Below are 13,203 nucleotides of genomic sequence, written 5' to 3'. Positions count from 1 at the left end.
TCCTGATTCACGCCCGGGGGCGCGAGCAGGCTATGCTGTGTAATCGTGTCCGGGGCTCAGGCCCCGCGTGCACGCCGCCTTAGCTCAGTCGGCAGAGCGTCTCACTCGTAATGAGAAGGTCGTGGGTTCGATTCCCACAGGCGGCTCCCTCTCCCGTCATCCTCGACGTCCAAGCCGGATCCGCGAGTTCCCGGCCTCATCCGCGGCGTCCAGGTCGCGTCGAACTCGCGTCGCTACCCTGTTGCGGATGACCGACTCGCCTCCTCCCCGCCGTCGCCGCACTCTCGTGGTCGCCGCGGTGCTCGTGGCCGCCGTGCTCGGTGGCGGCGCCTTCGGCGTGGGGACGGCCCTCGGCAGCGCCGCGGAGCCCGGGGCGCTGCCCGTCGCCTCGACCCCGACCGCCACCGCGACTCCCGCACCGACGCCGACGGCCACGGCGCGGCCCACCGCCGAAGCGGCGGCCGAGGCGCTCCGCACCTGTTCGGTGGCGGGGCTCGCCGCCGACCCGCGCCTGGGCTCGATGCAGGCGCGTGTGGTCGACGCCGCGACGGGCGAGGTCCTGTTCGACCGCGAAGGCGGGACCGCGTCCCGCACCGCCTCCGCCCTCAAGATCCTGACGGCCGCGTCGGCGCTCGCGGTCCTCGGCCCGGACACGCGCATCGCCACCACCGTGGTCCGCGGGAGCGAGCCCGGAAGCGTCGTCCTCGTCGGCGGGGGAGACCTCACCCTGACCCGGCTCCCGACCGGCCGGGAGTCGACCTACGCCGGAGCGGCCCACCTCGACGACCTCGCGGCGCAGGTCGAGAGCGCCTGGGAGGCGGACCCGTCCACCGCCGGGACGCCGATCACGTCGCTGGTGCTCGACTCCTCCCTCTACTCGGGCGAGACCTGGCAGCCGAGCTGGAACCGCAAGGAGCAGGTCGACGGCTACATGCCCGAGATCACGGCGCTCCAGGTGGACGGCGATCGCGAGGACCCCACGGCCTCGACCTCCGAGCGCGGCACGGATCCGGTCGGCCGGGCCGGAGAGGCGTTCGCCGACGAGCTGGACGGCTCGCCCGTGGTCTCCACCGGGACCGCTCCCGCGGGCGCCGCGGTTCTCGGCACGGTGGAGTCGGCTCCGGTCGGCACGCTCGTGCAGCAGATGCTGCTCGTCTCCGACAATGCGATCGCCGAGATGCTCGCGCGGCTCGTCGCGATCCGCACCGGCGCGGGCAGCGACTTCGCTGCCGAGCAGGCCGGTGTGCTGCAGGGGCTCGCCGGTTACGGCGTCGACACGTCCGGGATCGCGATCGTCGACGGCTCCGGCCTGAGCGACGACAACGCGGTCGCGCCGGCGTACTTCACCGAGCTGCTCCGGAAGGTGCAGGCCCGCGAGGGGCAGCTGGGGATCCTCCTGGACGGCCTGCCGGTGTCGGGCCGGACGGGCTCGCTCTCCTACTCCGACCGCTTCGCCGGCGACAACGCCGCGGCCGACGGCGCGGTGCGGGCGAAGACGGGCTGGATCGACACCGGCTACACCCTGGCCGGCGTGGTCACCGCGGCGGACGGCACCGAGCTGACCTTCGCGGTCTACGCTCTCGGCGACGTCTCCGACTCGGCGAAGACCGCGATCGACACTCTCGTGACGGGTGTCTACCGCTGCGGATCCTCGCTCTCCGATTCCTGACGCGGGCGGGTCGACCTCCCGCTCCTCCTCGCCACCTCCTCCCGGAAGGCCCACGATGACCACCGCACTCCTGATCGTCGACGTGCAGAACGACTTCACCGAGGGCGGCGCGCTCGCCGTCACAGGCGGCGCGGCCGTCGCCCAGGGCATCACCGCGCATCTGGCGGCGCACGCCGACCGGTACTCCGCGGTGCTGGCCTCCCGCGACTGGCACGAGGGCGACTCCGACAACGGCGGCCACTTCGCGGTGGAGCCGGACTTCGTCGACAGCTGGCCCGTCCACTGCGTCGCCGGCACGGACGGCGCGCGGTTCCACCCGGCCCTGGACACCGCTCGGATCGACGTGCAGATCCTCAAGGGACAGGGCCGTCCCTCCTACTCGGCCTTCGAGGGCACGACGGAGGCGGGCGAGGAGCTCGGCGCCGTGCTCGCAGAGCGGGGCGTCACCGCGCTCGACGTCGTGGGACTCGCGACCGACCACTGCGTGCGCGCCTCGGCACTCGACGCGCGACGGGCGGGGCTCGAGGTCCGCGTGCTCGAGGACCTGGTCGCGGGCGTCTCCGAGGAGGCGAGTACCGCGGCGCTGCGCGAGCTCACGGAGGCGGGAATCCGCGTCGAGCGGTCCGTCTGAGGGCTCGTCCCTCCACAGGGCTCACGGAGGCGCAGGTCCTCGCGGCTCCCGGCGACCCCGCCCCCGGAGCGATCGCCCGTCCTACACTGGGAGGACGAGAAGCTCCTCCTGGCGCGGTCTGCGCGCTCTGATCCGAAGAAGTGGTTCCCTCCTGTGGCTGATTCCGTCGCGTCCCGCGCCGCCGAGACCGCTCTGCTCGCCCGCATCCCCACGCAGTTGCTGATCGGCGGTGAGTGGGTGGACGCCTCCGGCGGCGGCTCGATCGACGTCGAGGACCCGGCCACCGGAGCGGTCCTGGTCTCGATCGCCGACGCGACTCCGGAGGACGGGGTCCGGGCGCTCGACGCCGCCGTCGCCGCCGGTCCGTCGTGGGGCGCGACGGCGCCGCGGCAGCGGGGCGAGATCCTCCGGCGGGCGTTCGACCTCCTGCAGGAGCGCACCGAGGAGTTCGCGCTCCTGATGGCGCTCGAGATGGGCAAGCCGGTCGCGGAGGCGAGGGGCGAGGTCGTGTACGGCGGCGAGTTCCTCCGCTGGTTCAGCGAGGAGGCGGTGCGCATCAGCGGACGCTACGGCGTCTCGCCCGAGGGCAGCGGCCGGATGATCGTCTCGCAGCACCCGGTGGGCCCCTGCTACCTGATCACCCCCTGGAACTTCCCGCTCGCGATGGCGACGCGGAAGATCGCTCCGGCGCTGGCGGCGGGCTGCACCGTCGTCGTGAAGCCGGCCGAGCTCACTCCGCTCACCACGCTCGCCTTCGCGGCGCTGCTCGCCGAGGCGGGGCTCCCCGACGGCGTGCTCAACGTGGTCACCACGTCCTCGGCGGGAGCCGTGTCGGCTCCGATCCTGTCGGATCCCCGCCTGCGGAAGGTGTCCTTCACCGGCTCCACTCCCGTCGGGCGCACGCTGCTGCAGCAGGCGTCCGAGAACGTGCTGCGGACCTCGATGGAGCTGGGCGGCAACGCGCCCTTCGTCGTGTTCGAGGACGCCGACCTCGACCGGGCGGTCGAGGGCGCGATGCTCGCGAAGTTCCGCAACATCGGCCAGGCCTGCACGGCCGCCAACCGCTTCTTCGTGCACGAGTCGATCGCCGAGGAGTTCGCCGCGCGGATCGTGGAGCGCGTGCGCGCTCTGCGCGTCGGCCGCGGCACCGAGGACGGAGTGACCATCGGCCCGCTGATCGACGAGCGCGCGGTCGAGAAGGCGTCCGCGCTGGTGGAGGACGCCGTCTCCCGCGGCGCGCGCCTGCTCACCGGCGGCGATCGGATCGAGGGGGCCGGCCACTTCTACCGGCCGACCGTGCTCGCGGCGGTCGACCGGGAGAGCGAGATCCTGCGCACCGAGATCTTCGGTCCGGTCCTCGCGATCGTGCCGTTCACCGACGAGGACGACGCCGTCGCGCTCGCCAACGACACCGAGTACGGATTGGTGTCCTACGTCTTCACGCGCGATCTCGCCCGCGGTCAGCGGATGATCGAGCGGCTCGCCACCGGGATGATGGGCCTCAACGTCGGCGTGGTGTCGAACGCGGCGGCGCCCTTCGGCGGGGTGAAGCAGTCGGGCCTCGGCCGCGAGGGCGGACTCGAGGGGATCCACGAGTACCTCAGCACCAAGTACACGCTCACCCCCGACCCCTTCGCCTGATCCGGTGGAGCGGATCGAGGTCACCGCGCTCGACGACCCGCGGCTGCGCGACTACGCGCACGCGACCGACGTCGCGCTGAAGAACGCCCGCGGCCCGCACGGCCTGTACATCGCGGAGTCGGCGCTCGTGCTCGAGCGCGCGATCGCCGCCGGGCACCGGCCGCGCTCGGTGCTCGCCCTCGGCGGTTCGGCCGGCGAGGCCGAGCGCCTGGTCGGCCGCTTCGACGTGCCCGTCTTCACGGGCCCGGGTGAGCTCCTGGCCGAGCTCACCGGGTACACCCTGCACCGCGGTCTGATCGCGGCGATGGACCGGCCCGTGCTGCCCGACCCGGCCGGCCTGCTCGCGGGAGCGCGCCGCGTCGTCGTGCTCGAGGACGTGGTCGACCCGACCAACGTCGGCGCGATCTTCCGCTCCGTCGGGGCCATCGGAGCCGATGCGGTGCTGGTGACGCCGCGCTGCTCCGATCCGTACTACCGCCGCGCCATCCGCGTGAGCATGGGAACGGTCCTCCAGGTGCCCTGGACGCGCGTCGGCGACTGGCCGTCGACGCAGCGGCTCCTGCACGGAGCGGGCTTCACGATCGCGGCGATGGCTCTGACCCCGGAGGCGGTGCCCCTGCGGGACTTCGCCGCCCGCGCTCCGGAGCGCGTCGCCCTCGTGCTCGGCACCGAGGGGCAGGGTCTCACCGCCGAAGCGCTCGCCGCCGCCGATGTCGCCGTCCAGATCCCGATGCGGCACGGGATCGACTCGCTCAACGTCGCTGCGGCGTCGGCGGTCGCGATGTGGGCGCTCGCCGAGCCCTCCTGAGAGGTGCGCCTGTGCCCCGTTGGGGGTGCCACTGAGACCTGAGAGCGCGCCCAGCGCTCGCCGGAAGCATCGACTGCGCTACCGTGGCCGCACTCCTGCCCGCAGCCGTCACGAACGAGGTCGTCCATGCTCCTGCGCACGACGCTCCGCCCGCCCGTCGCGCTGCTCGTCGGAGTCGCGCTCGCACTGAGCCTCACCGCCTGCTCCGGTCCCGCCGCGGAGGTGCCGGACGGAACCGTCCGCGACTCCGGCTCCGTCGCGACCGGCGCCCAGACGCCCACCGGCACAGCCGATCCCGAGAGCGGCGCGCGCATGACCCGCCTGATCAGCGACTGCCTCGCCCGCTACGGCCTGAGCGACCGGCCGCCGCTCGCGAGCCCGCTCGCGGAGGAGGAGGTCCGCCTGGCGGCGCAGCGCGCCCGTGACGCCTACGACGCCACCCTGACCGACTGCTCGGCGCAGGCGCTCGCGTCCGGAGAGCCGAGCAGTGATCCGACGGGGGAGCCCGGCAGCGAGCCGACCGACGAGCCCGACGCCGACTCCACCCCCGCTCCGGCGGGCTGACCGTGCGACTCGAGGGGACGTCCGCGCTGATCGCGGGGGGAGCATCCGGACTGGGAGCCGCGACGGCGACGGCGCTCGACGCCGCAGGAGCGCACGTGGTCGTGCTCGATCTGCCGAACGCGGTGGAGGCCGCGCGTCTGCCCGCCTCCGTGCAGCTGATCGCCGGGGACGTCCTCGATCCGGACGCCGTCTCGCGCGCCGTGGGGGCGGCGGGGGAGCTGCGCGTCGCCGTGAGCTGTGCGGGCGTGGCCACACCCGGGCGGCTGCTCGGACGCGACGGGCCACTGCCGCTCGAGCAGTTCGACCGGGTGCTGCGGATCAACACGACCGGGACGCTCAACGTGCTGCGCCTCGCCGCGGCGTCGATCGCCGAGCGGGAGCCGATCGATGGGGAGCGGGGAGTCCTGGTCACGACCGCCTCCGTCGCCGCCTTCGAGGGGCAGATCGGACAGGCGGCCTACGCCGCGTCGAAGGGAGCCGTGGCGGCGATGACCCTGCCGCTCGCGCGCGAGCTCGCGGCCCGGCTCGTGCGCGTGGTGTCGATCGCACCGGGCACGTTCGACACGCCCCTGCTCGCCGGGCTGCCGGACAGGGCCCGCGAGGCGCTCGGCTCGGCGACGCCGCATCCGGCCCGCCTCGGACGCCCCGAGGAGTTCGCGGCCCTGGTGCGGCACATCGTCGAGAACCCCATGATCAACGGCGAGACCATCCGGCTCGACGGGGCTCTGCGGCTGCCGCCGCGCTGAGGGACGAGCGGGCGCAGGCTGCCGGGCGAGACGTGCGGGCGTCTCGACACGCCGCTGCGCGGCTGGTCGACCGGCATGAGGCAGCGGCGGTCGCGAGACGCCGCTGCGGCGTCCGTCAGACGAGCAGCTGGTGCTTGGCGAGGTCCCGGTAGAGCGGCGTCGACTCGACGAGCTCGGAGTGGGTGCCGACTCCCACGACCTCGCCCTTCTGCAGCACGACGATGCGGTCGGAATCGACCACCGTCGACAGGCGGTGCGCGATCACCAGCAGGGTCCGGTTCTCGGCGACCGCGTCGATCGCCAGGCGCAGGCGCTGCTCGTTGAGTCCGTCGAGGCTCGACGTGGACTCGTCCAGCAGCAGGATCGGCGGGGCCGCCAGGAGCGCGCGGCCGATCGCGAGGCGCTGACGCTCACCGCCCGAGAGCATCACTCCGCTCTCGCCCACCGGCGCGTGCAGGCCGAGCGGGTTGCGCTCGAGCACGTCGGTCAGGTTCACCGCCTCGAGCACCCGGAGGCAGTCGGCGTCGTCGGCGTCGGGGCGGCCGAGGACGAGGTTCTCGCGGATGGTGCCGGCCAGGACCGGGGCGTCCTGCTCGACGTAGCCGATCTGCGCGCGGAGCGCGTCGCGGTCGATGGCCGTGATGTCGACACCGCCGAGTCGGACGACGCCGGCCTCCGGGTCGTAGAACCGCTCGATGAGGGCGAGGATCGTGCTCTTGCCCGCTCCCGACGGCCCGACCAGGGCGGTGCGCTTGCCGCGCGGCACGGTGAAGGAGACGCCGCGCAGGACGGTGCGGTCGCGCTCGTCCGCTACGGCCGCCGCGTCGGACACGGCGCCCTCCTCGTAGGAGAACACCACGTCCTCGAAGGAGATGGCCTCCTCCGCCACGCCGGCGCCGAGGCCGCCCGCGGAGGCGTCGCCGTCGCCCTCGATCGGCAGATCGATGATCTCCTGGATGCGGCCGAGGGCGCCCAGCGCCGAGTTCACCGAGGTGATGGCGCCGATGAAGTTGCCGAGCGGCATCACCATCATGAAGAGGAAGAGGATGAACGAGACCAGCTGGGCGATGTCGATCGCGCCGGACGCGACGCGGTAGCCGCCGACGCCGAGGACGGCGAGGAAGGCGACCTGCATGGCGATCCCGGCCACCGGCACCACGAGGGCCGAGACGTGCGCGACGCGGATCCCGAGGCGGTACGCCTCCGTCGCGTGCTGGTCGACGACCGCGATCTCACGGTCGGTGGCTCCGGCGGCACGGATCGTCCGGACGGCGCTGATGGCGCGCTCGACGGCCGCGGCCAGATCGCCGACCTTCTCCTGCGCCTTGCGGCTGGCGGTGCGGATGCCGCGGCCGAGGGTCAGCGCGAGCCCGAGGGCCACCGCCACCACCGCCACGATGATCAGCAGCAGCACCCAGTCGATGACGGCCATCGCGATGATCGCGCCGACGAAGACGAGGGAGCCCGCGATCGAGTCGACGAGCCCCTGGGTCAGCACCGCGCGCAGGAGCGTGGAGTCGGAGCCGACGCGCGAGACGAGGTCGCCGGTGCGGCGCGCGTCGAACTCCCGAATGGGGAGGCGCAGCAGCCGCGCGACGAGGCGGCGGCGGCTCGAGAGCACGATCCCCTCGCCGGTGCGCTGGAGCAGGTAGTGCGCGAAGCCCGAGATCAGCCCGGAGGCCACGACCAGGCCGACGAGGGCCCACACCAGCGGGCCGAGATCGAGACCGGACTGGACCCGGGTGATGACCTGGCCGACGAGCAGGGGCTGGCCGAGGCTCGCCGCCGCTCCGAACAGGCTGAGGACCACGACGACCGAGAGGATGCCGCGGTGCTCGAGCAGGTAGGGCACGAGCTGCGAGAAGGAGGCGCGGGGTCCGTCGTCGCGGGAGGGTCGTCGTCCGCCGCGCCGGGAGGTGGTGGTGCTCATCGCCGTCCATTCTGCCCCGTCGTCGCTGCGAGCAGGCCGCCAGAGGGCGGGCCCGGTGCTCAGGGAGGGAGCGGAGACGCGGACGGCCCGCCGGGGGATCCCGTCGGGCCGTCCTCTGCAGGGAGTCCTACGAGACGTTGTCGTGGTACGACGCGTTCTTCGTCTCCTTGGAGAGCAGGAGCGCGATCAGCGTCAGCACGGCCGCTGCGCTGAGGTAGAGGCCGACCAGCACGGTGCTGCCGCCCGCCGCCCTCCACAGCGCGACCGCGATGATCGGCGCGAGGGCCGCTCCGAGGATCGATGCGAGGTTGTACGCCATCGCCGAGCCGGTGTAGCGGACGTTGGTCGGGAACAGCTCGGGGAGGACGGCGCCCATCGGGCCGAAGGTCAGGCCCATCAGCGTGAAGCCGAGGATCAGGACCGCCATGACGCCCGCGAAGCCGGCGCTGAACAGGGGCACGAAGAGCAGGCCGAAGACGAGGATCGCCGCGGTCACCACGAGCAGCGTGCGCCGGCGGCCGAAGCGCTCCGCGAGCGGGCCGGAGACGAGCGTGAAGATCCCGAAGAACACGACGCCGACGATCAGCATGACGAGGAAGTCGTTGCGCGTGTAGCCGAGGCCCGGAACCGCGCCGTCGACGGGCGAGGTGCCGTAGGTCAGCGTGAACGTGGTCATCAGGTAGAAGAGCACGTAGGTCGCCAGCATGATGAAGGTGCCCAGGATGAGCGGGCGCCAGCTGGTGACGAAGACGCGGGCGAGGGGCAGCTTGGCGACCTCGCCCTTCTCGACGACCTTCTGGAACGCGGGCGTCTCGACGAGCTTGAACCGCACGTAGAGCCCGATGATCACGAGCACGGCGCTCGCCAGGAACGGCACGCGCCAGCCCCAGGCCGCGAACGTCTCGTCGCTCATCGTGCTCGCGAGCACCAGGAACAGGACGTTGGCGACGATGAAGCCGATCGGTGCGCCCAGCTGCGGGAAGGTGCCGTAGATGGCGCGCTTGCCGGCCGGTGCGTTCTCGGTCGCGAGCAGCGCGGCTCCGGACCACTCGCCGCCGAGGCCGAGGCCCTGGCAGAAGCGCATCACCACGAGCAGGAACGGAGCGAGGAACTCCCAGCCGGGCGTGAGCGCGGTGGGTAGGCAGCCGATCAGGAAGGTCGCGACGCCCATGGTGAGCAGCGAGGCGACGAGGGTGCCCTTGCGGCCGACGCGGTCGCCGAAGTGGCCGAAGATGATCGACCCGATCGGGCGCGCGATGAACGCGACGCCGAAGACGGCGAAGGAGGCGAGGAGGGCCGTGGCCGGGTCCTCGTTGACGAAGAAGAGCGACGGGAAGACCAGGACGGCGGCGGTCGCGTAGGCGTAGAAGTCGTAGAACTCGATCGACGTGCCGATGAGGCTGGCGAGGATGACGCGGCCGCGGGAGTTCTGCGGGGCGGCTGCTGGCGCGTCGGAGACGGCGGGAGAAGACATGAGGGAGGGGCTCCGTGTGGACGGCGGCTCCCCCCGAGCCGGCGGGGCGGGGCGTCGATCGGGCGTCGCGGGCCGCTGAGGCGAGGGGGAGGAGAGAGGGGTCGCTCGTGACCCCACTTTACTCCGTGTTCTCCCAGGTTCGTGTGCGGGCGGCCCCAGGACGGGGGCCGCCCGCAGTGGTTCAGCCGCGCAGCGAGCGGAGGAGCAGAGCGGTCGAGACCGCCGCCTCGGCCGCCTCGCGCCCCTTGTCCTCCTTCGAGCCGGGAAGGCCCGCGCGATCGATGCCCTGCTGCTCGGTGTCGAGGGTGAGCACGCCGAAGCCAACCGGCTTGCCGGTCAGGATCGAGACGGTGGTGAGCCCGGAGGTGGCGGCGTCCGAGACGTACTCGAAGTGCGGGGTGCCGCCGCGGATGATCACGCCGAGGGCGACGACCGCGTCGGCCCCCGCCTCCAGGGCCGCCTTCGAGGCGACGGGCAGCTCGAACGAGCCGGGCACGCGCACGAGCGACCAGGACGCTCCGGCCTCGTCGAGGGCTCGGCCCGCTCCGGCGATCAGGCCGTCGCTGATCTGCTCGTGCCAGGTGCCCGCGATGACGACGACGCGCAGTCCCGCGCCGTCGAGAGGGGAGGTGGTGGGGGCGCCGCTACCGGCCATTGCTACTCCTTCGTGGTGGCGCCGGCGATCCCGGCGTCGAGGGCGAGGCCGGAGATCCCGGCGTCGAGGGGGTCGTGGTCGAGGACGCTGTCGAGGGTGTGGCCCATGCGGTCGCGCTTGGTCTCGAGGTAGCCCTCGTTGAAGGCGCCGACTCCGACGACGAGCGGCACGCGCTCGGCGACGACGATGCCGCGGTCGGTGAGCTGACGGACCTTCTCGGGGTTGTTGGTGAGCAGGCGCACCTCGGTGAGGCCGAGGTCCTCGAGGATCCCGACCGCCGCTCCGTAGTCCCGCGCGTCGGCGGGGAGCCCGAGGGCGAGGTTCGCGTCGAGGGTGTCGAGGCCGTCCTCCTGCAGGCGGTAGGCGCGCAGCTTGTTGATCAGGCCGATGCCCCGGCCCTCGTGACCGCGGAGGTAGACGACGACGCCGCCGTCCCGCTGGATCGTGTCGAGGGCGGCGTCGAGCTGGGGCCCGCACTCGCACTTCAGCGAGCCGAAGGCCTCGCCGGTCAGGCACTCGGAGTGCACGCGCACCAGGGCGGGCCGCCCCGCGGCGACCTCTCCCGCGAGGATCGCGACGTGATCCGCTCCGGTCTGCCGGTCGCGGTAGGCGCGGATCCGGAACGGGCCGTGGGTGGTCGGCACCGTGGTCTCGACCTCGAAGCTCACCCGCGCGCTCTCCGGGACCGCGACCGTGACGGGCACCTCCGCGTCGCAGTGGAACTCCTGCAGATACGCGATGAGGGCCGCGACCGTGGTCACCGGCACGCCCTCGCGCTCGCCGAGGGCGATCAGGCCGGGCAGCCGCATCATCTCGCCGTCCTCGGCGACGATCTCGGAGATCGCGCCCACGGGGTACAGGCCGGCGAGCTTCATCAGGTCGACCGCCGCCTCCGTGTGCCCGTCGCGCTCGCGCACGCCGCCGTCGACGGCGCGCAGCGGCAGGATGTGGCCGGGGCGGTTCAGGCGGGAGGGGGTCGCCTCGGGGTCGGCCAGCACGCGGAGGGTGTGCGCGCGGTCGGAGGCGCTGATGCCGGTGGAGAGCCGGTCGGCCGCGTCGACGGACAGCGTATAGGCGGTGCCGCGCGGGTCCTCGTTCTCGACCACCATCAGCGGCAGGGCGAGGCGGTCGGCGATCTCGTTTGTCATCGGCGCGCAGATGAACCCGGAGGAGTGGCGGACCATCCAGGCGATCGTCTCCTGGCTGGCGAGCTGGGCCGAGACGATGACGTCGCCCTCGTTCTCGCGGCCCTCGTCGTCCGCGACGATGATCGGGCGCCCGGCGCGCAGCGCCTCGACGGCCTCGGGGATGGTGGCGAGGCTCATGAGCGGGCCTCCGCGATCGAGCGCAGTGCGAGCATCCGCTCGACGTGGCGGGCCAGGACGTCGGTCTCGATGTTGACCTGATCGCCGATCGCGCGCGCGCCCAGCGTGGTGACGGCGAGCGTCTCGGGGATCAGCGAGACCTCGAACCACTGCTCCGGCTCGGCGGCGGGGCTGATCGCCGAGACGGTCAGCGAGACGCCGTCCACCGCGATCGAGCCCTTGTCGACGACGAGCGGAGCGATGCCGGTCGGCAGCGAGAACCGCAGCACCCGCCAGGCCTCGCCCGGTGCGATCGCGAGCAGCGTCGCCGTGCCGTCGATGTGGCCCTGGACGATGTGGCCGCCGAGCCGGTCGCCGACCAGCGCGGCGCGCTCGAGGTTCACAGGGTCGCCGACGCCCACGGTGTCGAGGGTCGACATCCGCAGGGTCTGCGCCATGACATCGGCGGTGAAGCCCTGGTCGGTGTGCTCGACCACGGTGAGGCAGACGCCCGAGACCGCGATCGAGTCGCCGTGCCGCACGCCCTCGACGGCGAGGGGCCCGCGGATGCTGAGGCGGATCGCGTCGGCGCCCGCCTCGACAGCGGTCACGACGCCCTTCTCCTCGATGATTCCGGTGAACATCAGTGGGTCTCCATCTGCAGGGCGTGGGGGAGGCGGGCCGGGGTGCCGGCACCGCCCGCGGGGAGGACGTCGGGGCGCGCGGTCACGAGGAGGTCGTCGCCGAGGATCTCGACCGAGCGGAGGGAGAGGCGCCGGGCCCCGCCGATGCTCTCCACGCCGAGGTCGCCGAGCGCGAGGCGGGGGCCGCCGAGGAGCGCGGGCGCGAGGAACACGAGGTACTCGTCGACCAGTCCGGCGGCGACGAGCGCGGAGGCGAGGGTCGGTCCGGCCTCGACGTAGACGCTGCGGATCTCGGCGGAGTAGAGGTGCGCGAGGACCGCGGCGAGGTCGCGGGTGCGCTCGACCACGACGGCGCGGGGGTGCTCGTGCAGGCGGGCGCCTGGCGGCACGGGGCGCGTGCCGACGACGACGGGCACCGGCTGGTGGGCGAGGAGCTCGCCTCCGTCGCCGCGGGCGGTGAGCGCGGGATCGTCGGCGAGGACGGTCCCGGTGCCGACGAGGATCGCGTCGTGCGCGGCACGCTGCTCGTGCACGCGCTGCCGGGCCGGCGCTCCGGTGATCCAGCGGCTGCTGCCGTCCGCCGCCGCGGTGCGGCCGTCGAGGGTCGAGGCCCACTTGAGCGTGACGAAGGGGCGGTGCAGGCGGGTCGCGGTGAGCCACGGGTGGAGGAACTGCTCTCCCTCCTCGGCGAGCACGCCCTCGATCACCTCGACGCCGGCCTCGCGGAGGGTGCGACCGCCGCCGGCCGAGCGCTCGCCCGGGTCCGGCACGGCGTAGACGACGCGGGAGACGCCCGCCTCGATCAGGGCGCGGCTGCAGGGACCCGTGCGCCCTGTGTGGTCGCACGGCTCGAGCGAGACGACGGCCGTCGCGCCCTCGGCGGCGCCCGCCGCGACGTGCGACAGGGCGTCGACCTCGGCGTGCGCGGTGCCGGCTCCGTGGTGCCAGCCCTCGCCGAGGACGGTGCCGTCGGGCGCGAGGATCACGCAGCCCACGCGCGGGTTGGGTCCGCGGGCGGGCCCGCGCTCGGCGAGCGCCAGCGCCCGGCGCATCGCGTGCTCGTAGTCGATCGTCATTCCCGGTTCTTCCGTTCGTCGCCGAACTCCGGGGTCTCGATCGACGGTGCGCGGGCACCGT

General features: G+C 73.4%; 12 protein-coding genes and 1 tRNA gene. 7 read left to right on the top strand and 6 right to left on the bottom strand.

The features are described from left to right. Positions 1-73: 73 nt before the first annotated feature. The 7 genes from C5B95_RS08680 to C5B95_RS08650 all read left to right on the top strand — a co-directional run bounded on the left by C5B95_RS08680 (position 74) and on the right by C5B95_RS08650 (position 6,059). Positions 74-146 (top strand) — tRNA-Thr (locus C5B95_RS08680). Between the two features lie 101 nt (positions 147-247). After that, positions 248-1,669, top strand: coding sequence for a D-alanyl-D-alanine carboxypeptidase/D-alanyl-D-alanine-endopeptidase (dacB, locus tag C5B95_RS08675; RefSeq protein WP_104348948.1), 1,422 nt, complete (start codon positions 248-250; stop codon positions 1,667-1,669). Between the two features lie 55 nt (positions 1,670-1,724). Next, positions 1,725-2,300, top strand: coding sequence for a nicotinamidase (locus C5B95_RS08670; RefSeq protein ID WP_104348947.1), 576 nt, complete (start codon positions 1,725-1,727; stop codon positions 2,298-2,300). Between the two features lie 153 nt (positions 2,301-2,453). Next, positions 2,454-3,941 (top strand): NAD-dependent succinate-semialdehyde dehydrogenase, encoded by a 1,488-nt coding sequence (locus C5B95_RS08665; RefSeq protein ID WP_104348946.1) that lies wholly within the window; start codon positions 2,454-2,456, stop codon positions 3,939-3,941. A gap of 4 nt (positions 3,942-3,945) precedes the next feature. Continuing rightward, the gene (locus C5B95_RS08660; RefSeq protein WP_104250606.1) at positions 3,946-4,749 is read left to right on the top strand and encodes an RNA methyltransferase; all 804 of its coding nucleotides are present in this window, start codon (positions 3,946-3,948) and stop codon (positions 4,747-4,749) included. A 126-nt stretch (positions 4,750-4,875) separates the two neighbouring features. Further along, the gene (locus C5B95_RS08655; protein WP_104348945.1) at positions 4,876-5,313 is read left to right on the top strand and encodes a hypothetical protein; all 438 of its coding nucleotides are present in this window, start codon (positions 4,876-4,878) and stop codon (positions 5,311-5,313) included. 2 nt (positions 5,314-5,315) lie between these two features. Further along, positions 5,316-6,059: an SDR family NAD(P)-dependent oxidoreductase gene (locus tag C5B95_RS08650; RefSeq protein ID WP_104348944.1), complete on the top strand. Its 744-nt coding sequence runs from the start codon at positions 5,316-5,318 to the stop codon at positions 6,057-6,059. Between the two features lie 115 nt (positions 6,060-6,174). On the opposite strand, the gene C5B95_RS08645 is transcribed toward C5B95_RS08650, so the two are convergent. From C5B95_RS08645 to ribD, 6 genes are all read right to left on the bottom strand, one after another. Continuing rightward, positions 6,175-7,989, bottom strand: a complete 1,815-nt coding sequence (locus tag C5B95_RS08645) for an ABC transporter ATP-binding protein (RefSeq protein WP_104348943.1) — start codon at positions 7,987-7,989, stop codon at positions 6,175-6,177. Positions 7,990-8,116: 127 nt separating this feature from the next. Further along, entirely contained in the window at positions 8,117-9,463 is a 1,347-nt protein-coding gene (locus tag C5B95_RS08640; protein ID WP_104222221.1) for an MFS transporter, read from the bottom strand. A 181-nt stretch (positions 9,464-9,644) separates the two neighbouring features. Beyond that, the gene (gene ribH, locus C5B95_RS08635) at positions 9,645-10,118 is read right to left on the bottom strand and encodes a 6,7-dimethyl-8-ribityllumazine synthase (RefSeq protein WP_104292283.1); all 474 of its coding nucleotides are present in this window, start codon (positions 10,116-10,118) and stop codon (positions 9,645-9,647) included. A 2-nt stretch (positions 10,119-10,120) separates the two neighbouring features. Continuing rightward, on the bottom strand, positions 10,121-11,443 hold the full coding sequence (gene ribA, locus C5B95_RS08630) for a GTP cyclohydrolase II (RefSeq protein ID WP_104222225.1): 1,323 nt from the start codon (positions 11,441-11,443) through the stop codon (positions 10,121-10,123). Then, positions 11,440-12,066: a riboflavin synthase gene (locus tag C5B95_RS08625; protein ID WP_104233719.1), complete on the bottom strand. Its 627-nt coding sequence runs from the start codon at positions 12,064-12,066 to the stop codon at positions 11,440-11,442. The genes ribA and C5B95_RS08625 overlap by 4 nt, the downstream gene beginning before the upstream one ends. Then, positions 12,066-13,142, bottom strand: coding sequence for a bifunctional diaminohydroxyphosphoribosylaminopyrimidine deaminase/5-amino-6-(5-phosphoribosylamino)uracil reductase RibD (gene ribD, locus C5B95_RS08620; RefSeq protein WP_258059884.1), 1,077 nt, complete (start codon positions 13,140-13,142; stop codon positions 12,066-12,068). The genes C5B95_RS08625 and ribD overlap by 1 nt, the downstream gene beginning before the upstream one ends. Positions 13,143-13,203: the final 61 nt, after the last annotated feature.

Origin of the sequence: Rathayibacter sp. AY1A7 (assembly GCF_002930845.1) — a bacterium.
Classification (GTDB): domain Bacteria; phylum Actinomycetota; class Actinomycetes; order Actinomycetales; family Microbacteriaceae; genus Rathayibacter.
Note: the sequence above shows the minus strand (reverse complement) of the source record. Positions and strands in the feature narration are given on the sequence as shown.

What these genes read in the sequence shown, in the direction of transcription:
- ribD (WP_258059884.1), bottom strand. Translation starts at nt 13,142, where the DNA reads ATGACGATCGACTACGAGCACGCGATGCGCCGGGCGCTGGCGCTCGCC.
- C5B95_RS08655 (WP_104348945.1), top strand. Translation starts at nt 4,876, where the DNA reads ATGCTCCTGCGCACGACGCTCCGCCCGCCCGTCGCGCTGCTCGTCGGA.
- C5B95_RS08670 (WP_104348947.1), top strand. Translation starts at nt 1,725, where the DNA reads ATGACCACCGCACTCCTGATCGTCGACGTGCAGAACGACTTCACCGAG.
- C5B95_RS08645 (WP_104348943.1), bottom strand. Translation starts at nt 7,989, where the DNA reads ATGAGCACCACCACCTCCCGGCGCGGCGGACGACGACCCTCCCGCGAC.
- ribH (WP_104292283.1), bottom strand. Translation starts at nt 10,118, where the DNA reads ATGGCCGGTAGCGGCGCCCCCACCACCTCCCCTCTCGACGGCGCGGGA.
- C5B95_RS08640 (WP_104222221.1), bottom strand. Translation starts at nt 9,463, where the DNA reads ATGTCTTCTCCCGCCGTCTCCGACGCGCCAGCAGCCGCCCCGCAGAAC.
- C5B95_RS08625 (WP_104233719.1), bottom strand. Translation starts at nt 12,066, where the DNA reads ATGTTCACCGGAATCATCGAGGAGAAGGGCGTCGTGACCGCTGTCGAG.
- dacB (WP_104348948.1), top strand. Translation starts at nt 248, where the DNA reads ATGACCGACTCGCCTCCTCCCCGCCGTCGCCGCACTCTCGTGGTCGCC.
- ribA (WP_104222225.1), bottom strand. Translation starts at nt 11,443, where the DNA reads ATGAGCCTCGCCACCATCCCCGAGGCCGTCGAGGCGCTGCGCGCCGGG.